The following is an 18,553-nucleotide window of genomic DNA, read 5'->3' as shown; positions in this document are numbered from 1 at the left end:
CGCGCACCGGGAGGGCGAGATCGCGCAGGCCGGCAGTGGTGGCCCGGCGCAGGTCATCCAGCGCACGGCGGGGTGATGTACGGCGGCCAGGAACAGCTCCATGGGACGGCCGTCCGGCAGCCGATACGGCCGACGCAACGCCGGCACGCAAGGCCATCCCTGAATCCGGGGACGGCCCCAGGCTACCGAAATGTGTCGACGCCGGCACCGCGGCCCGCCGGAATGAGGTCGGACGGTTCCGACATGTCCGGTGAGCGGCGACCGCCCGGCCGTGACTGTTCTGCGGGATCGCGGGTATGCGGCCACCCATGACGCCGGTGAAGGTGGGCCTGTGCGGAGCCGGCATGGCGCTGGCGTCCTACACGCAACGCTTCCAGGTGCTGGAGGTGCAGCAGACGTTCTACGAGCCACCCCGGGAGGCGACGCTGCGGCGGTGGCGAACGAGTGTTCCATCAGAGTTCGAGTTCACCGTGAAGGCGTGGCAGCTGATCACGCACGAGGCGAGAAGCTCGACGTACCGGCGACTGCGGACACCGCTGAGCGCCGAGGAACGCACCGAGGTCGGCGGCTTCCGGTGGACGCCCATCGTGGAGCGGGCGTGGGAGACCACGCTGGAATGCGCCGCGATTCTGCGAGCGACAGCGATCCTGCTCCAGTGCCCGCCGAGCTTCCGGCCGGCCGAACCCGCCATCACCCGGCTACGCGAGTTCTGCTCCCGGGCGCGGCGGCCGGCCGGCGTCCGGCTGTTGTGGGAGCCGCGCGGCCCGTGGCCGGACGAGGTGGTCCGGGATCTGTGTGCGGAACTGGACCTCACCCACGCCGCCGACCCGTTCCTGCGCCCCAGCCTGACGACGCTGGCGTACTACCGACTGCACGGCATCACCGGTGCCCGCCATACCTACACCGACGACGAACTGGCACGACTGGCCACGACCATCGGTGCCGGGCCGGCCTACGTGATGTTCAACAACCTGCCTCGCGCCGCCGACGCCTGGCGGTTCAGCCGGCTGATGTGCGCCGAGGCGGTCCACCCGGCTAGCTGAGGCGCTGTCCCTGCGCGCCACCGGCCAGCTTGCCCTGGCACTCGCCGGAAACGTCGCCCTGCCCGCGTGCGCGGGACGGCCCGCCAGTAGCGGGCGTTCAACTACTCGATCGCATTCGTCGAGCAGATCGCCTTCCTGATCTCGCCGCCGCGGCGGCCTGCTCCGGCGACCGCTGCCGCCCGTCACCCTGGGTCTTCTTCCGTGCTGGCTCATGCGACGCCGCCGGCTGGCCCGCGACTACGAAACCCGGACGGAGAAATCCGCCGCGCCCGCTAAGTTCTGGTTCCACCAGAAGTCGAGCCAGAACCGCTATTCATCACGCTGAAATTAGCGGTTGTCAGGCTCGAAACATAAAGCAGAATATTAATTGACTGGTACGCCCACCCGAAGATCTCCGTGATTAAGCGCACACCCCCGGAATTGCGCAGGTCAGGCGCCCTCTATTCGCCGCCGCCTCCCCCTTCACCTTGACGCGCCGCACGTCGACCACCACTGTGGAGTCCGCCCGTGGGAGCGCTCTCACAGGCGACTTGGAGGCTTTCCCTGCCGTTCAACTTAACCGGTTCACTCACCACGGCACACGGCGCGCCCGAGCCGTGTCGACGCGAAGGAAATCCATGAGCTCCACTGTCGCCCCCAGGCCGCTGACCGGCCTGCCAGACTATGCCGGCGACGGCATCTACCTGCACATCCGGGGCGAGCGCTACCTCGACTGCGCCTCCGGAACGTTCAACGTCCCGCTCGGCTACAACGCTCCGGAAATCATCGAGGCCCTGCACGCCCAACTGGACCGCGTCGTCCACCTCTCCTCGGAATTCACCCGCGACAAATCGGCGGAGATCTTTGAACTGCTGCGTCCCGAACTGCCGCCGCAGATCGGCGCCTTCTGGTTCCGCGACGTCACCGGATCCGGCGCGAACGAGGCGGCGATCCGGATCGCGCAGAAAGCTACTGGAAGATCGGACATATTCTCCCTGTTCCTGTCGCATCACGGACAGACGGTCAGCACCACGGGAATCTCCGGCAACGCTTTCCGGCAACGCAGCTTCACGCTTCCTTTCGCGAATTCGGTGAAGATTCCGGCGCCGGACTGCGGGAACTGCTTCTACGGGCAGAGTCCCGACCGGTGCGGCATGCTCTGCGCCCGCCGGCTGGAGGACTTCGTCGAGTACGCCTCGAGCGGGCAGGTCGCGGCCGTCGTCGTCGAGCCGGTGATGGGCAACGGAGGCAACATCGTCCCGCCGAGCGACTGGTACCGGGTGCTCCGCAGCACCTGCGACAAACTGGGCGTCTTGATCATCGCGGACGAGGTGCAGACCGGCTTCGGCCGCACCGGCTCGTTCTTCGCCTCGACCGGCTACGCCGAGGCGCTGCGCCCGGACATCATCACCTTCGCGAAGGGCGCCGGCGGGGTCGGCATCCCGGTCGCCGGCGTGCTGATGCGGCCGGAACTCGACGTGCTCGAGTCATGGGAACACTCCAGCACGTCGGGGGCGAACCCGCTGGCGCTGGTCGCTCTGGAACAGACGATCCGCTACTTCGGCGCCCACGACGTGCTGGCGAACGTCGCGACCGTCGCCCCGCTGCTGCACCGAGGTCTGCTCGCCCTGGCCGCCACCGCACCGAGCGTCTCCGGCGTCCGCGGCGTCGGCCTGATGCAGGCCTTCGACCTGCCGACCAGCGTGGACGTCGAGCAGTTCATCGCACACGGCCGCCGACACGGGCTGATCCTGCGCGGCAGCCGGTACGGCTTCGGCCGCACGGTCAAGGTCCGTCCCCCGCTGATCATCACCCCGGAGCAGGTCGGCGAGTTGCTCACCCGCCTGCGAGCCACCCTGCGCGACTACGAGTCGGAGGCCACCCGCCCATGAAAGCCCTCAAATTCCACGGTGCCTGGGACGTCACCCTGTCCGAGGTGCCCGACCTGCACGCGATCGGGGACGACGACGTGGTCGTCGACATCCGGTACTGCGGGATCTGCGGCACCGACCTAGGCATCGTCGCCGGTTCCTATCCGGTCGCGGTACCCGGCGTCACCCTGGGTCATGAGGCCAGCGGCGTCGTCGCCGAGACCGGGGCCGCGGTCACCACGGTGGCGCCCGGCGACCGGGTGGTCATCAACCCGACGCCGTACTGCGGGCGCTGCCGGATGTGCCAGACGCAACGGATCAACCACTGCGTGAACAAGCACGGCACCGAGAGCGGGGTCAGCTACGACGGCGCGTACGCCGGCCGCTACCGGACCACGTCGGCGTTCGTGCACCGGGTGCCCGACCACGTGTCACTGCGCGCGGCCGCGCTCACCGAGCCGCTCAGCTGTGTCGTCGCCGGGGCCCGCAAGCTGCAGCCGCCGTCGCTGACCGCGTACACGTACGTGATCGGCGCCGGACCGCTGGGCCTGCTCTACACGTGGGTGCTCTCGCTCAAGGGGCTGACCCCGGTGGTGATCGAGCACTCCCCCGCCCGGCTCGACTTCGCCCGCGACCGGCTGCCCGCCGGCAGTGCCGCCTACGCGTCCCTGGACGAGGCCCGCGCCAAGCACTTCGGTGACCCGCACGCGCCGCTGGACGTCGTGGTGGACACCACCTCGGCTTTGCTGGAAGAACTGTTCCCGCAGCTCGCACACGGGGGGACGTACATGTCGATCGGGCTGAAGGAGAAGCTCGCGACGATCGACACGATGCTGCTCGCCGACCGCAGCCTCTCGGTGATCGGCTCGATCGACTCGCTGCACGGCTCGTTCGTCGAAGCGTTTCACCTGATCACCAGCGGCCGGCTCCCGGCGGAACGGCTGGTCAGCGAGGTGGTGCCGCTCGAGGAGTACCGGCGTGGGTTCGCCGCGCTCGGCTGTGACATCGACGGCCGCCAGTTCGGCCCGGCCGACCAGGCCAGCTGCAAGGTCTTGATCGCCCCGGGAGCGCTCGATGACTGACCTCAAGATCAGCGTGGTCATCCCGTATCGGAGACGCGCGGCCAACCTGCGGCTGGCGCTCACCGCGCTGGCCGCGCAGACCCTGGGCGCGGACGAGTTCGAGGTGGTGATCGGCGTCCTCGACGACGGCCCCGAGTACCTCGACGTGATCGCCGAATTCACCGGCCGGCTCGACGTCGTCTCGGTGGTGTCGATGCGGCCCTGGCAGGTCGGGCTCGCCCGGAACCTGGCGATGCGCCAGGCCGCCGGCGAGGTAATCGTCCTGATGGACGCCGACATGGTGCTGCCGCCCCGCTGCCTGGCGCAGTTGTGGGAGCAGCACTTCGCGTACGGGCAGAACATCTGTCTGGTCGGTCAGATGATCGACTACGACAACAACACCGGCGACGTCACCGCGGTCGACGTGCTCCCGTTCGAGCACTACCACAAGCTGCTGACCGACCTGCAGGACACCGGCACCGGCGGACTGGACCCGCGGATGACCGCGCGGCACGTCATCCCCTGGTCGTTCGCCTGGACAGCGCTGATCGCGCTGCCCCGCGCGCTCGCCGAGGACTTCGACCCGCACTTCCACGGGTACGGCGTGGAGGACCTGGAGTGGGCGTACCGGATCACCCGCACCGGCACGCCGATCGTCATGGGCCGCGACTTCTTCGGGGTCCACCTGCCGCACGTGCGTGACGTGGCGGCCAACCGGCGCACCGAGGCCCCCAACTACCGGTACTTCCTGAACAAGTGGCCGGGCAACGACGTCGAGCTGGCGTGCGCGTTCGGTGACTTCGAGGCCAACCAGCGGTACAGCGAGTTCCGGCGGCTCGCCGGCGGGCTGACCGTCGTGCACGCCACTGTCGCGGGCCGCAGCGAACTCGTCGCCGGCGTGCCCGCCGGGAGCACCGGTGTCCTGCCCCCGCAAGCGACCGGGGTGCGGACGCTCCCGCTGGCCGGGCTCGCCCTGCCGTTCCCGGACGCGGCCATCGACCGGTGCCGGGCGCACGACGCGGTGCACGAGCTGCCGGAGCCGTACCGCGGGAAGATCCTCGCTGAGCTGCGCCGCGTCGAGCGTCCGGCGTGACCGGCCTGCTCGCCGTCGCCGTCCGGGCCGCGCGGGCCGGCGCCGCCGTACTGCGCGACGCCGGCCCGGTCACCGTCCAGCGGCACAAGTCCTCGCCGACCGACCCGGTCACCGCCGTCGACCTGGCCGCCGAGGCCGCGATCGTCGCAGTGCTGACCGCGGCCCGGCCCGGCGACGCGATCCTGGGCGAGGAGGGGGCGGCCCGGCCCGGCCACACCGGGCTGCGCTGGGTGATCGACCCGGTCGACGGCACCACCAACCTGCTTTACGGCGATCCGCACGTGACCGTCAGCGTGGCCTGCGAGCGGGATGGGCGGACCGTCGCCGGCGTCGTGGTCGACCCGGCACGCTCGGAGACCTTCACCGCCACCCTCGGCGGCGGGGCGTTCCGTAACGGCACCCCACTGCGCGTCAACGACCCGGTACCACTGCCACAGGCGCTGGTGGCGACCGGTTTCGCGTACCACCCGGACGACCGCCGCCGGCAGGCCGCGACCGCCGCGGCCCTGCTCGGCGACATCCGTGACCTGCGCAGTCACGGCAGTGCCGCGCTGGAGCTGTGCTGGCTCGCGGCCGGCCGCTGCGACGGCTACTACGAGGACCGGCTCGCCCCGTGGGACTTCGCCGCGGGCGCGCTGATCGCCGCCGAGGCCGGCGCCACCGTCACCCCGCTGGGCACCGGGGTGCTGGCCGCCGGTCCCGCCCTGCACCACCTACTCCTGGAGAGAATCCATGTCCCCGTACCGTGTTGAGCAGGTCACCGACCGCGACCCGCCGCACCTGCGGCTGATCTTCTGGACGTTCCTGGCCGTCACCCCGGTCTTCGTCGTGTGGCGCACCGCCGTCGTCAACTGGCACGTCTGGTACGGCCCGCTCGCCTGGCTCGCTGAACTCTTCGCGGCCGGCACCACCACGATGTTCGTGCTGTCGCTGCGCCGCCGGACCGCGCCCGTGCCGCGGAACCTGACGGCGCCGGTCACCCGCAGCGTCGACATCCTGGTGCCGACGGTCAACGAGCCGCTCCCGGTGTTGGAACCGACGGTGCTCGGCGCACTGCGGGTACGCGGCGTGCGGGACGTCATCGTCCTCGACGACGGCGACCGGCCCGAGATCCGCGAGATGGCCGCCCGCCTCGGCGCCCGTTACCTGCCCCGCGGCACCCGTGCGGGGGCCAAGGCCGGCAACCTCAACCATGGCCTGCGGGTCACCGACGCCGAGTTCGTGGTGACCCTGGACGCCGACCACATTCCGCTGCCCGAGTTCATCGAGCGCACCCTCGGCTACTTCGACGACCCGGACGTCGCGGTCGTGCAGTCGCCGCAGTCGTTCTACAACACCGAGTCGTTCACCTTCCGCCGCCGGCACGGCCGCGCCGGCGGCTGGCACGAGCAGGAGATGTTCTACGGCGGGGTACAACCCACCAAGAACAGCACCAACAGCGCGATCTACACCGGCACCTCGGCGATGCTGCGGCGCGCCGCACTCGACCGGATCGGCGGCTTCGCCCCCGACACCTCCACCGAGGACATCCACACCTCACTGCGGCTGCACGCGAACGGCGGGAAGACCGTCTATCTTGAGGAACCCCTGGCGTACGGACTCGAAGTCGAGAACCTCGAGCAGTACTACGGCACCCGGCGGCGGTGGGCCATCGGCAGCCTGCACCTGCTGTTGCGGCACCGGGACTCACCGCTGTGGGTGCGCGGGCTCACCTGGCACCAGCGGCTCAACTACCTCAGCGCGATGGTCGCCCACCTGCAGGGCGTCAACCGGCTGGTGTATCTGCTGGTCCCGCTGGCCGCCCTGAGCACCGGCGTCGCCCCGGTCAGCGGCCCGTACTCGGTCTACGGGTTCGCGTTCCTCGCGTTCACCATCTTCTCGCTGTGGACCGTGGTGCGGTTCGGCCGCGGGCACTACCACATGCTGCACAGCGAGGCGTTCGCCGTGGCGGACACGCTGCCGATGCTCGCGGCGCTGCCGGCCGCGCTGTTCGGGGAGCGGTCGTTCGGGGTGACGGCGAAACGTACCGGCAAGCGCGGCACCGATCAGGGGCTGACCTGGGCGTACCGGCTCTTCGCCCTCGCCGAGCTGGGCACCCTCGCGTTCGCGGTGACCCGGCTGGTGCGCGGCGAGCACGTCGCGATCGCCGTCTGGTCGGCCGCGTTCCTGACGATGAGTTCGACGTACGTCCTGCTGTTCCTGGCCGGCATGGAACGCTACGAGCGCACCCCGGCCGACCCGTGGTACCGCGACCTGAGCCCGGAGGACCTCTACCGGCGCATCGCCGCCCGGTCCGGCCGCGTCCTGGCCCGCTCGTGACCACGCTGGGCGCCGTGCTGCTCCCGCAGCTCGCGCCGGAACGGTTGCCGGAGGTGGCGCGGGCCGCCGACGAGGCCGGCCTGGACGAGCTGTGGCTGTGGGAGGACTGCTTCCTGACCAGCGGCGTCGCGGCGGCCGCCGCGGTGCTCGCCGCGACCCGCCGGGTACGCGTCGGCGTCGGGGTCCTGCCCGCGCCGCTGCGCAACGTGGCGCTGACCGCGATGGAGATAGCCACCCTGCACCGGCTCTTCCCGGGCCGGGTCCGGATCGGCGTGGGACACGGCGTGCAGGACTGGATGGCGCAGGTCGGCGCGCGCGTCGAGTCGCCGATGACGCTGCTGCGCGAGTACGTCACCGCGCTGCGCGCGCTGCTCGCCGGTGAACGCGTCACCGTGCACGGCCGGTACGTGCACCTGGAGGACGTGGCCCTGGCCTGGCCACCGCCCGGCCCGGTGCGGATCCACGTCGGAGCGGTCGGGCCGCGGACGCTGCGGCTCTCCGGCGCGGTCGCGGACGGCACCATCCTGACCGGCGGTACCACGCCGGCCCAGGTCAGTGACGCCCGGCAGGCGGTCGGCGGGCACCGGATCACCGTCTACCTGCACGCGGCGACCGGGCCGGACGCGGCGGCCCGGCTCGCCACCGAACAGATCCGCTGGGGTTACGACAGTCCCGAGGGCCGGATGGTCCACGGTGACGCGGCGACGATCGCCGAGCAGGCCGGGCACTGGGCGCGAGCCGGCGCGGACAGCATCGTGCTGCAGCCCACCCCGGACGATCCGGATCCGGCGGCCTTCGTCACGTTCGTGGCCCGGCAGGTGCGGGCCCGGCTCGACGCCGCACGCTCAGACCCGGCCGGACAGCGAGCAGCTCGCCAGTAGCCGCAGCTTCTCCTCTGACGGCGAGTCCGGCTCGGCCACTTTCGACTCGAGCCGGACGCCGTCATCGTGTGCCTGGCCGCCAACGACATCCGGATGCTCGCCGACCATGCCGACGAGATCCGCGGCGCCATCGATCGTGACCTGTCTCGACTGCGCGACGAACTCCCGGGCGGCCGGTCCTCGTCGTCACCTACCATGACCTGGTCGATCTCCCGGAGCGTGGCGCACTGATCAACGGGTGGATCGCTGATACCACCACCCGGCTGGGTCTGCAGTACATCGACGCCTTCCGGCAGGCGATCGGCGGCGACGCCCTGCGGTGCGACGATCGCGTCCACGCCAACGACGACGGCCATCGCGCTCTCGCCGACGCGATCCTCCCCACCTGTCCGGATCTGATACGCCTCTCGACCGTGCAGCGGGTTGATCTCACCGGGGCTCCTGCCTCGCCGCCGTGATCCGGGCCCGGCTCCGCCGGACCTCACGCCGATGCCGAGCTCGGCACGCCGGTGAACAGAACACCATCGTGCTTCGCGCTACGCCCGGTAACCGGTCTCCGCGGACCGGGCAGCGCCGCGGCGGCCTCTCTGCCGGACTTCGAGCCGCGCCGGACGGCTTCGGGACCAGCGACAGCCAGCCGCGGGCACCGCGCTTCGCACCGCTCATTCGCGAGCGTAGAACCGGCTCTAACCGCTGCTCGCCACCTCGTGGGATTGATCCTGGTCACCGGCCAGGCCCACCAGTGGTCGAGCCATCACAAGAAGGGCACCAAGCCCCGCCGAACTGGTTGAACGGCAAGCTGGCTCGGCACAAGACACAGCGGCCGTCCGTCGACGAACGACTGCTGTGTCTTGTGCCGCTATGGGACTTCCGCGGGTGGCACGCGGATGCCAACTCGGGCACGGACGGCATCGACCTGATCCCAACCGTCACCGTCGAGGGTGGTCAGCGCGGCGGGAAACACGCCGTCCTGTTCCTTCAGGATGTGCGTGCGCAGTTCGTGCAGGACTGCGATCAGCGCGTCAGGCCAGGCCGGGTCGGCCGGTGTTGCGGTGGCCGCCGCCTGGAGAACATGTTCGACGTGCCGGTGCTCGGCACGCAGTATGGCGACCTGCTCGGGGAAGTCATCGGTCAGCAGCGGGAACAAGCCCTCCTCCTCGACGACGGTGTGCGGGGCCAGGACCTCGGTGATCCGGCGTGCCTGCACCGCCATGGCGTCGATGTCACCGGCTGCGTGCGCGGCGCGTACCGCGCCCATCAGGCCGACGATCTCGTCGTGTTCGCGGGTGAGGTCACCAATCGCTGTGACGTCCTGGCAACCGCAGTACTCACACATGAGCGGCCCTCCCCTTGTTCGTCGTGTTGCGGCCGACGGAGACCACGTCCAGCAGTAGCGCGGCGGCGGCGACCAGCGCGAGCAGGACCAGCCCCAGCGCGTACGACTCGAAGCGTCCGTAGATGGAACCCATCACCAGCGGCGGCACGAAGCCGCCGAGCCCGCCCGCGGCACCCACGACACCGGTGACCGACCCCACCTGGTTGGCCGGTGCGACCTGGGCGACGAGGGCGAAGGTGGCACCGCTACCGGCGCCGAGGGCGGCCGCCATGGCCAGGAACGCGATCGTGCCGACCGGGACGAGGCTCGGGGTGAATGCTTGCACTACGGCGCCGGCCACCACGACGACCAGCGACGCGGCCAGGACGCGGCTAGGAGCGATCTTGTCGGACAGCCAGCCGCCGACCGGTCGCATCACCACGGCGAGCAGTACGAAACCGGCCATTCTGTTTGCGGCGTCGGCCTGGGTGAGTCCGTAGGCGGTCTTGAGGTAGGCGGGCAGGTAGACGGAGAATGCCACGTAGCCGCCGAACGCGACCGCGTACAGGGCGGAGGCTTGCCAGGTGATGCGCAGTCGCAGGGTGGCGGCGAGCCGGGCGGCCAGTGGCGCCGACGGTACCGGCCGGTTCGGGGCGTCGCGCAGCAGCAGCCAGGAGCTGATCGCGTAGACGGCGAGCACGGCCGCGGTCAGCAGGAACGGGGTGGCGGTGTCGCCGGCGTCGACGAGTTTGACGGTGGTGAGGGCGCTGATCGCGGTGCCGCCCATGCCGGCTCCGAAGACACCGACGGCGAAGCCGCGGCGGTGCGGCGGGAACCAGGCGTTGACGAACGGCACGCCCACGGCGAAGGTGGTGCCACCGATGCCGAGGAAGAATCCGCCGATCAGCAAAGCGGCCAGCGAGTCGTGGCCGAACAGTCCCAGGTACAGCACCGGCACGATGGTCGCCAGCGAGACCAGAGGGAACATGATGCGGCCACCGAACCGGTCGGTCAGCGCGCCGACCGGGATCCGGCCCAGCGAGCCCACCACAACCGGTACTGCGACCAATAACGCCTGCTGAAACGAGCTGAGGCCCAGCGCTGCGGTGAACCGCACGGCCAGCGGGCTCAGCAGCGCCCACGCCCAGAAGTTGACCGCGAATCCGATCGTGGCCACAGCCAGCATCATCCCGGCCCGGCCGGAGGTGTCAGACTCCCGCACGCTGCGGGGCGATGCAGTGCTCATGACAAGTCTCCGCTGTTGATCGTCGGTGGAAAGGCTCGCATCTCATGATTCCTGTTGTCGCCTGGCCGCAAGGCGGCGTCCGCGATAGCGGGTGCCTTGCCAAGCAGCATCCCGGACTCAGGTTTCGCCTGGTAGGGACCTTGTACCCGGCGGTACGGGACACATGCGGGTCACGTACGGCCGACGATCTCGTCACCGGTGATCAGGATCCGGGCGGTCGCCTTGCGGCGAACGGTGACGATGTCGACGCCGACGTTTGCGGCCCTTCCCAGAGCGGTGAGGGTGCGAGCAGCTTCCCGGCGAGGACAAAGCCTTGCCCGGTGCTCACATGCTCACCCCGCCGACGGACATGGTCGCGGTCGCCCGCTGGGGCGTCGACGATGGCGCCGTTCGCCGGCAGTCATCCGATCTTGGCGACGCTGAGCAGCACGACCGTGTCGTCAAGGGCCTGAAGGCTGTGGCGGGCGTGGGGCACGACGATCATTTCGCCGGCGGTGGCGTCGCAGGTGTCGTCGCCGGCGATCATCCGGACCGCGCCGTGTAACACGTGCACGGTGGCCTCGCCGGGATTCTCGTGCTCGTCCAGCTGCTGTCCGGCGGCGAGAGCGATGAGCGTCTGGCGCAGTGTGCTGGCGTGCCCGCCGTGAACGGTGTGCGCGCTGCGGCCGCTGGAAGCAGCCCGGGCGGTGGTCAGCTGCTGCTCGGCGAGTTCGGTCAGCGACGTTTTCTGCATGGTGTTCTCCCCGCACGTCGGTGGAATCCCGGGCTGGTCACTGCACGCGTTCCCAGCCGGGGCGCGATGCCCGGCTGCCGAGCTGCGCGTCGCGGCTGCGGTAGACGATGTAAGGGCGGGTGAGGTAGCCCAGCGGTGCCGAGAAGACGTGCACGAGCCGGCTGAACGGCCAGAACGCGAACAGGGTGAAGGCGGCCAGGGCGTGCAGTCGGAAACCGATCGGTGCGGACTCGATCAGGTCGCTGTCGGGCTGCAGGTAGAAGATCGAACGGAACCATGGTGAGACGGTCAGCCGGTAGTCGTGCGGATGGCCGGTCAGGTTGCCGAGGACGGTGGTACCCAGGCCGAGCAGGATCGTGCCGATCAGCAGCACGTACATGATCTTGTCGTTGGTGGTGGTGGCGGAGAAGACCGGTCCGACGGTGCGCCGCCGGTAGATGAGGATGGCCGCACCGGCGAGGGTGCAGAATCCGGCGACGGTGCCGAGCCCGACGGCCACCGCGTGGTACATGGTCTCGCTGACGCCGACCGCGTCGGTCCACGACTCCGGGACCAGCAGGCCGCCGATGTGCCCGACGGCGACCAGCAGGATGCCGAAGTGGAACAGCGGGCTGCCGACCCGTAGCAACCGGCGTTCGTAGAGTTGCGAGGATCGGGTGGTCCAGCCGAACTTGTCGTAGCGGTAGCGCCACACGTGCCCGCCGATGAAGATCGCCAGGCACAGATACGGTACGACGACGAACAGCAGCGTGCCGGTCATCGCGGGACTCCTTCGGGGTGCGGCAGCGCGTATGGCGTGAGACCGACCTGCTCGGCCGGCGGCCCTTGCGCGGCGAGGCGGGCCACGGCGGTGCGCTGGTCGCCGATGAGAGGCGGCAGGGTGGCCGAGATCGCATCGAGGATTCCCGCCCATGGCGAGGTCGCGTCGTGCAGTGCCAGGCGCAGCAGTTCCAGTCCGGCGCGGTGCGCGACGAGCAACGCGAGGCCCGCGCCGGGGTCGATGGCGGCGTATTCGAGCACGACCGCCAGGTGATCGGGTAGTTCCTCGTCGGTCAGTTTCAGGCCTGCCACGGCGTAGGTCTGCTTGAGCTCGAGCAGGGCCATGCCGCGGTTCCGGGTGTCGCCGTGCGCGTAGTAGGTGAGGTACAGGCAGCAGCGTTTGCGGTGGTCGAACGTGGCGACGTACTCCGCAGCCAGCTCGGCCGGCGCGGCGGCGGCCAGATGGTCGAGGAATCGCAGCAGCGGACCACCGACCGACCCCGGCAGGCTCGCGGCGGCCTGCCGCAGCAGGTCGGCTCGCTCATGAAGGTTTTCGTCGGGGTAGCCGATCAGCATTGACTGGATCTGCCAGGCCCGGGCCAGCATCATGTTGTCGGTCATGGCTTCGGCTCCACCTCGCCAGCCGGGTCGCCGCCGGCGTCGTCGGTGCGCCGCGGCGGGAACAGGCCCTCCGGGCGGCCTTTGCCATCCCAGTTGAGCAGGTTCACCCGGGCCGCTTTGTCACCCGGGTCGGTCAGGGCGCCGCTGGTCTGTCGTTCGCGCAGCATGTGGAAGTTCTCCACGGCGATCGGCGTCGGCGCGCCGGACATCTCGCCGAACGGGCCGGAACCGCCCATGCCGGGGCCGCCCTCGTAGTCGAGGCTGCACTCGGTCGCCAGTTCCTCCAGGCTGTGCGCCTGTTCGGCGTGGGCCGGCGGGATGACGTATCGCTCGTCGTATTTGGCGAGGGCCAGCAGCCGGTACATGTCGTAGATCTGCTCGCCGCTGAGGCCGACCGCGGCGGGGATCGTCTCGTCGGGGTCGCGCCCGAGGTTGATGTCGCGCATGTACGAGCGCATCGCGGCCAGTTTGCGCAGCACCGCGTCCACCGGTCGCGGGTCACCGGCGGTGAACAGCTGGGCGAGGTAGTCGACCGGGATCCGCAGCGCCTCGATCGCGGCGAACAGGTTGCCCCGGTCCTCGGCGTCGTAACCGGTGTCACGCACGACATCGACCACCGGCGACAGCGGCGGGATGTACCAGACCATCGGCATGGTGCGGTACTCCGGATGCAGCGGCAGCGCGACCTTGTACTTATTGATCAGCGCGTGTACCGGGGAGCGCTGGGCGGCCTCGATCCAGTCGCGCGGAATGCCGGCCCGCTCCGCCTCGGCGACCACCGCCGGGTCGTCCGGGTCGAGGAACACCTGCCGCTGCGCCTCGTACAGGTCGTGCTCGTCGGTGACCGAGGCCGCTGCCAGGACCCGGTCGGCGTCGTAGAGCATCAGGCCGATGTAGCGCAGCCGACCGACGCACGTCTCCGAGCAGACCGTGGGGATGCCAACTTCGATGCGCGGGAAGCAGAACGTGCACTTCTCCGCCTTGCCGGTACGGTGGTTGAAATACACCTTCTTGTACGGGCAGCCGGACACGCACATCCGCCAGCCCCGGCACCGGTCCTGGTCGACCAGGACGATCCCATCCTCTTCGCGCTTGTAGATCGCCCCGGACGGGCACGACGCGGCGCAGGACGGGTTCAGGCAGTGTTCGCAGATCCGTGGCAGGTAGAACATGAACGTCTGCTCGAACTCGAACTTCACCTTGTCGGCGATCCCCTTGAGCAGCACGTCCTTGTCGCCGTGGTCGGGGGAACCACCGAGGTTGTCGTCCCAGTTCGCCGACCAGGAGATCTTCATGTCCTCACCGGTCAGCAACGACTTGGGCCGGGCCACCGGGGTGTGCTCCTGCAGCGGCGCGTTGGTCAGCGTCTCGTAGTCGTACGTCCAAGGCTCGTAATAGTCCTGGATCGCCGGCAGCTTGGGGTTGGAGAAGATGCTGAACAGCTTCTTGATCCGTCCGCCGCCCTTGAGGGCCAGCCGGCCACGCCGGTTCAGCGTCCAGCCGCCCTTCCAGGTTTCCTGGTCCTCGTACCGGCGCGGGTAGCCCTGCCCGGGCCGGGTCTCGACGTTGTTGAACCACACGTACTCGACGCCCGACCGGTTCGTCCACGCCTGCTTGCAGGTGACCGAGCAGGTATGGCAGCCGATGCACTTGTCGAGGTTCATCACCATCGCCATTTGGGCCATCACGCGCATCTCAGTACTCCACATCCTGCGAGCGACGCCGGATCACGGTCACCTCGTCGCGCTGGTTGCCGGTCGGCCCGAGATAGTTGAACGCGAACGACAGCTGGGCGTACCCGCCGATCAGATGACTGGGTTTGATCAGCAGCCGGGTCAGCGAGTTGTGGATACCGCCGCGGCGGCCGTTCGTCTCGGTGCGCGGCACGTCGATCAGCCGGTCCTGGGCATGGTGCATGTACACGGTGCCCTCCGGCATCCGATGCGAGACCACCGCGCGAGCCACGACGACACCGTTGCGGTTGACTGCCTCGATCCAGTCGTTGTCGTGCACGCCGATCTTCGCGGCGTCTTCCTTCGACATCCAGATCAGCTGCCCGCCGCGCGACAGCGACAGCATGAACAGGTTGTCCTGGTACTCCGAGTGGATCGACCACTTGTTGTGCGGCGTCAGATACCGCACCGTGATCCCCAATTCGCCCTTGTTGCCCACCGCCGGCTCGCCGAACAACGCGTGCATGTTCAGCGGCGGCCGATAGGTGGGCAGCCACTCCCCCAGCTCGGCCATCCAGTCGTGGTCGAGATAGAAACTCTGCCGGCCGGTCAGCGTGTGCCACGGCTTGAGCCGCTCCACGTTGATCACGAACGGCGAATACCGCCGGCCTCCGGACTCCGAACCAGACCACTCCGGGCTGGTGATCACCGGAACCGGCCGCGACTGCGTGTCGGCGAACGTGATCTGCTTGCCCTCGTGCTCGGCGGCCAGGTCGGCGAGCTTCACCCCGGTCCGCTTCTCCACCTGGTGAAAGCCCTGCGTGGCGAGGCGCCCGTTGGTGGTGCCGGACAGTGCCAGAATCGCCTCGCAGGCCTGCACGTCGCGGGCGATCGACGGACGCCCGTTCGGTGCCACCCCGTTCTTGTGCTTGAGGTAGTCGATCTCCGGGCCGACTTCGAAGGTGACACCCTTGGTGGTAGCGCCAAGGGTGTCCAACAGCGGGCCGAGCGAGGCCATCTTGTCGGCGATCGCCGTGTAGTCACGCTCGACGGTGACCAATTTCGGCATGGTCTTGCCGGGAATCGGCTCGCAGGCCCCGGTCTTCCAGTCCGTTACCCGGCCGTGCGGGTTGGCCATCTCGTCCGGGGTGTCGTGCAGCAGGGGCGCGGCGACCACGTCCGTACGGGTGCCCAGATGGTCCTTCGCGAGGGCGCTGAACGTGCGGGCGATGGTCAGGAACGCGTCCCAGTCGGTGCGCGTCTGCCAGGGCGGGGCGATCGCCGGATTGAACGAGTGCACGAACGGATGCATGTCCGTGGTGTTCAGGTCATGCTTCTCGTACCAGGTGGCGGCCGGCAGCACGATGTCGGAGTAGACCGTCGTCGAGGTCATCCGGAAATCGAGGGTCAGCAGCAGATCGAGCTTGCCGGTCGGCGCCTGCTCGTGCCACGTCACGTCGTCCGGCCGGGCGTCGGGTGGCGCTTCGCTGGCACGTACGGCGTGGTCGGTGCCGAGCAGATGCCGCAGGAAGTACTCGTTGCCCTTGGCGGACGAGCCGAGCAGGTTGGCCCGCCAGATGGTCAGCACCCGCGGGAAGTTCTCCGGCGCGTCCGGGTCCTCGCAAGCGAACCGCAGGTCACCGCTTTTGAGCCGGTCCACGATGTGGTCGGCGACCGGTATCCCGGCTGCTGCGGCCTCACCAGCCAGGTCGAGCGGATTGCGGTTGAAGTGCGGGACCGACGGCATCCAGCCCATCCGCGCGGACGCCGCGATCAGGTCGGCGGTGCTGCGCCCGGCGAAGGTGCCGCCGCCGGGCGTGGCGTTCAGCGTGGCAGCCGAGAACGGGTCGTATCGGTACTGGTCGGTGTGCAGATACCAGTACGCCGTCTGGATCATCTGCCGGCCCGGCCGCACCCAGTCCGACGCGGTGCCCAGCACGCTGTACCCGGTGATCGGCCGGACCTTCTCCTGCCCGACGTAATGCGCCCAGCCGCCGCCGTTGACGCCCTGACAGCCGGTCAGCGTGGTCAGCGTCAGGAACGCCCGGTAGATCGTGTCGGAGTGGAACCAGTGGTTCGTGCCCGCCCCCATGATGATCATCGATCGGCCACGGGTCTCGGCGGCGTTGGTCGCGAACTCCCGGGCGATGCGTGCCGCGGCCGGGCCCGGCACCCCGGTGATCGTCTCCTGCCAGGCCGGGGTGTAGGGCTCGGCGGCGTCGTCGTAGCCCGTGGGCCAGGTGCCCGGCAGCCCCGGACGGGCCACCCCGTACTGCGCGAGCAGCAGGTCGTAAACCGTGGTCACCAGGTGCTCGCCGATGCGGCGCACCGGCACTCCCCGGCGCATCGGCGCAGCTGTGCCGTCACCGGTGTCGAAGCGCGGAAGCGTCACGGTCACGGCCGGTTCCTCGCCGCCCTCGGCGGACAGCAGCGGCTGGAGATCACCCAGGTCGAGGTTCCACTTGCCGGCGCCGGAGTCGCCGTACCGGAAACCGAGCGAACCGTTCGGGACCACCGGCATGCCGTCGCGGTCGAGCAGCACCGTCTTGAACGCGGCATTCTCCGCGTCGGCGAGCGCACCGGGCAGCTGCGCCGCGGTCAGCATCTTGCCCGGCCGGAACGCCCCGTCACCGGCGTCCTCGAGGGTCACCAGGAACGGCAGATCGGTGTACGTCGCGGCGTACTCGGCGAAGTACGCCTCCCGCCGGTCGGCGAAGAACTCCTTCAGCACGACGTGACCCATCGCCATCGCCAGGGCGCCGTCGGTGCCCGGCGCCGGGGCCAGCCACTCGTCGGCGAACTTGACGTTGTCGGCGTAGTCCGGCGCCACCGCGATCACCTTCTGCCCGCGGTACCGAGCCTCGGCCATCCAGTGCGCGTCCGGGGTCCGGGTCACCGGCAGGTTCGAACCCCACATGATCAGATAGCCGGCGTCCCACCAGTCGCCGGACTCGGGCACGTCGGTCTGGTCACCGAATACCTGCGGCGAGGCGACCGGCAGGTCGGCGTACCAGTCGTAGAACGACAGCATCGCCCCGCCGAGCAAGTTGTAGAACCGGGCCCCGGACGCGTGCGAGACCATCGACATCGCCGGGATCGGCGAAAAACCGGCCAGCCGGTCCGGACCGTACTCCTTGATGGTGTGCACGTGCGCGGCGGCGATCATCTCGACCGCCTCGTCCCAGGTCGCGCGGACCAGGCCGCCCTTGCCGCGCACCGACTTGTAGGCACGGGCCTTCACCGGATCGCCGGTGATCTCCGCCCAGGCCGCCACCGGATCACCGAGACGCTTGCGCGCCTCCCGGAACATCTCCAGGAGAACACCTCTGACGTACGGGTAGCGCACGCGCGTGGGCGAGTAGGTGTACCAGCTGAACGCCGCCCCGCGAGGGCAGCCACGAGGCTCGTACTCCGGCCGGTCCGGGCCCACGCTCGGATAGTCGGTCTGCTGCGCCTCCCAGGTGATGATCCCGTCCTTGACGTACACCTTCCAGGAGCACGACCCGGTGCAGTTCACCCCGTGCGTCGAGCGCACCACTTTGTCATGCGACCACCGATCCCGGTAGAAAACATCCGCCTGCCGGCCGCCGATCTGATACAGCGCCCGGCGGTCCGGCGAGACCTGTGCCTTGGTGAAGAAACGACGGGTCCCGACCAGCGCCTGCGTCAATGGATCGTCAAGCTCTGCTACGGACTCATCATTTCGCTGCGGAGCCATAGGACGCCCTTTCCCTGTCCGGCCGCCGAGATCACATGACCAACCTCACCCTAACGGCGGATCGGAAAGATCTCAGCGTTACGATCGGCGATGCCGTTGGCACGAACGCACAGCAGGCACGATGGCCTCCCCATCGGTCGGCAGGGGCCGGACTCCACTGACGCCTGCCGTCGCTGGCCAGGTTCGCGCCGGTCGATACCTTCGGGTGCCGGCACCGAAACCGGGAAGAGGCCTGAGGTCA

Annotated in this window: 16 protein-coding genes; 9 read left to right on the top strand and 7 right to left on the bottom strand. The window is 69.5% G+C overall.

Annotated elements, in window-relative coordinates; all coding sequences use genetic code 11:
* Positions 1-308: 308 nt before the first annotated feature.
* From Actob_RS19350 to Actob_RS19315, 8 genes are all read left to right on the top strand, one after another.
* Entirely contained in the window at positions 309-1,043 is a 735-nt protein-coding gene (locus Actob_RS19350; protein ID WP_284921664.1) for a DUF72 domain-containing protein, read from the top strand.
* Between the two features lie 617 nt (positions 1,044-1,660).
* Complete coding sequence (locus Actob_RS19345) at positions 1,661-2,914, top strand: aspartate aminotransferase family protein (RefSeq protein WP_284921663.1); 1,254 nt, start codon at positions 1,661-1,663, stop codon at positions 2,912-2,914.
* On the top strand, positions 2,911-3,975 hold the full coding sequence (locus tag Actob_RS19340) for a zinc-dependent alcohol dehydrogenase (RefSeq protein WP_284921662.1): 1,065 nt from the start codon (positions 2,911-2,913) through the stop codon (positions 3,973-3,975). The genes Actob_RS19345 and Actob_RS19340 overlap by 4 nt, the downstream gene beginning before the upstream one ends.
* Positions 3,968-5,047: a glycosyltransferase gene (locus Actob_RS19335; RefSeq protein WP_284921660.1), complete on the top strand. Its 1,080-nt coding sequence runs from the start codon at positions 3,968-3,970 to the stop codon at positions 5,045-5,047. The genes Actob_RS19340 and Actob_RS19335 overlap by 8 nt, the downstream gene beginning before the upstream one ends.
* Positions 5,044-5,799 (top strand): inositol monophosphatase family protein, encoded by a 756-nt coding sequence (locus tag Actob_RS19330; RefSeq protein WP_284921659.1) that lies wholly within the window; start codon positions 5,044-5,046, stop codon positions 5,797-5,799. Before Actob_RS19335 ends, Actob_RS19330 begins: the two co-directional genes overlap by 4 nt.
* A complete protein-coding gene (locus Actob_RS19325; protein WP_284921658.1) occupies positions 5,780-7,366 on the top strand; it encodes a glycosyltransferase family 2 protein in 1,587 nt (528 codons plus the stop codon). The genes Actob_RS19330 and Actob_RS19325 overlap by 20 nt, the downstream gene beginning before the upstream one ends.
* 14 nt (positions 7,367-7,380) lie before the next feature.
* Positions 7,381-8,247, top strand: coding sequence for an LLM class flavin-dependent oxidoreductase (locus Actob_RS19320; protein WP_284921657.1), 867 nt, complete (start codon positions 7,381-7,383; stop codon positions 8,245-8,247).
* Positions 8,248-8,313: 66 nt separating this feature from the next.
* Positions 8,314-8,478 (top strand): hypothetical protein, encoded by a 165-nt coding sequence (locus Actob_RS19315; protein ID WP_284921656.1) that lies wholly within the window; start codon positions 8,314-8,316, stop codon positions 8,476-8,478.
* A gap of 628 nt (positions 8,479-9,106) precedes the next feature.
* On the opposite strand, the gene Actob_RS19310 is transcribed toward Actob_RS19315, so the two are convergent.
* From Actob_RS19310 to Actob_RS19280, 7 genes are all read right to left on the bottom strand, one after another.
* On the bottom strand, positions 9,107-9,505 hold the full coding sequence (locus tag Actob_RS19310) for a hemerythrin domain-containing protein (protein WP_284921655.1): 399 nt from the start codon (positions 9,503-9,505) through the stop codon (positions 9,107-9,109).
* A 70-nt stretch (positions 9,506-9,575) separates the two neighbouring features.
* Positions 9,576-10,751, bottom strand: coding sequence for an MFS transporter (locus Actob_RS19305; RefSeq protein ID WP_328518445.1), 1,176 nt, complete (start codon positions 10,749-10,751; stop codon positions 9,576-9,578).
* A 457-nt stretch (positions 10,752-11,208) separates the two neighbouring features.
* On the bottom strand, positions 11,209-11,541 hold the full coding sequence (locus Actob_RS19300) for a cupin domain-containing protein (protein ID WP_284921653.1): 333 nt from the start codon (positions 11,539-11,541) through the stop codon (positions 11,209-11,211).
* A gap of 37 nt (positions 11,542-11,578) precedes the next feature.
* The gene (gene narI, locus Actob_RS19295; RefSeq protein ID WP_284921651.1) at positions 11,579-12,301 is read right to left on the bottom strand and encodes a respiratory nitrate reductase subunit gamma; all 723 of its coding nucleotides are present in this window, start codon (positions 12,299-12,301) and stop codon (positions 11,579-11,581) included.
* Positions 12,298-12,921 (bottom strand): nitrate reductase molybdenum cofactor assembly chaperone, encoded by a 624-nt coding sequence (gene narJ, locus Actob_RS19290; RefSeq protein WP_284921650.1) that lies wholly within the window; start codon positions 12,919-12,921, stop codon positions 12,298-12,300. The genes narI and narJ overlap by 4 nt, the downstream gene beginning before the upstream one ends.
* Positions 12,918-14,615 (bottom strand): nitrate reductase subunit beta, encoded by a 1,698-nt coding sequence (gene narH, locus Actob_RS19285; RefSeq protein WP_284921649.1) that lies wholly within the window; start codon positions 14,613-14,615, stop codon positions 12,918-12,920. Before narH ends, narJ begins: the two co-directional genes overlap by 4 nt.
* A gap of 1 nt (position 14,616) precedes the next feature.
* On the bottom strand, positions 14,617-18,195 hold the full coding sequence (locus Actob_RS19280) for a nitrate reductase subunit alpha (protein ID WP_284922350.1): 3,579 nt from the start codon (positions 18,193-18,195) through the stop codon (positions 14,617-14,619).
* Here Actob_RS19280 and Actob_RS19275 point away from each other — a divergent pair.
* Positions 18,139-18,351, top strand: coding sequence for a hypothetical protein (locus Actob_RS19275; RefSeq protein WP_284922561.1), 213 nt, complete (start codon positions 18,139-18,141; stop codon positions 18,349-18,351). The genes Actob_RS19280 and Actob_RS19275 overlap by 57 nt on opposite strands.
* Positions 18,352-18,553: the final 202 nt, after the last annotated feature.

It is taken from the genome of Actinoplanes oblitus (assembly GCF_030252345.1).
GTDB classification, from domain to species: domain Bacteria; phylum Actinomycetota; class Actinomycetes; order Mycobacteriales; family Micromonosporaceae; genus Actinoplanes; species Actinoplanes oblitus.
Note: the sequence above shows the minus strand (reverse complement) of the source record. Positions and strands in the feature narration are given on the sequence as shown.

Excerpts from the sequence above, each read along its gene's own strand:
- Actob_RS19350 (WP_284921664.1), top strand. The coding sequence starts at position 309 with ATGACGCCGGTGAAGGTGGGCCTGTGCGGAGCCGGCATGGCGCTGGCG.
- Actob_RS19345 (WP_284921663.1), top strand. The coding sequence starts at position 1,661 with ATGAGCTCCACTGTCGCCCCCAGGCCGCTGACCGGCCTGCCAGACTAT.
- Actob_RS19340 (WP_284921662.1), top strand. The coding sequence starts at position 2,911 with ATGAAAGCCCTCAAATTCCACGGTGCCTGGGACGTCACCCTGTCCGAG.
- Actob_RS19335 (WP_284921660.1), top strand. The coding sequence starts at position 3,968 with ATGACTGACCTCAAGATCAGCGTGGTCATCCCGTATCGGAGACGCGCG.
- Actob_RS19325 (WP_284921658.1), top strand. The coding sequence starts at position 5,780 with ATGTCCCCGTACCGTGTTGAGCAGGTCACCGACCGCGACCCGCCGCAC.
- Actob_RS19310 (WP_284921655.1), bottom strand. The coding sequence starts at position 9,505 with ATGGGCGCGGTACGCGCCGCGCACGCAGCCGGTGACATCGACGCCATG.
- Actob_RS19305 (WP_328518445.1), bottom strand. The coding sequence starts at position 10,751 with ATGATGCTGGCTGTGGCCACGATCGGATTCGCGGTCAACTTCTGGGCG.
- Actob_RS19300 (WP_284921653.1), bottom strand. The coding sequence starts at position 11,541 with ATGCAGAAAACGTCGCTGACCGAACTCGCCGAGCAGCAGCTGACCACC.
- narI (WP_284921651.1), bottom strand. The coding sequence starts at position 12,301 with ATGACCGGCACGCTGCTGTTCGTCGTCGTACCGTATCTGTGCCTGGCG.
- narJ (WP_284921650.1), bottom strand. The coding sequence starts at position 12,921 with ATGACCGACAACATGATGCTGGCCCGGGCCTGGCAGATCCAGTCAATG.
- narH (WP_284921649.1), bottom strand. The coding sequence starts at position 14,615 with ATGCGCGTGATGGCCCAAATGGCGATGGTGATGAACCTCGACAAGTGC.
- Actob_RS19275 (WP_284922561.1), top strand. The coding sequence starts at position 18,139 with ATGCGACCACCGATCCCGGTAGAAAACATCCGCCTGCCGGCCGCCGAT.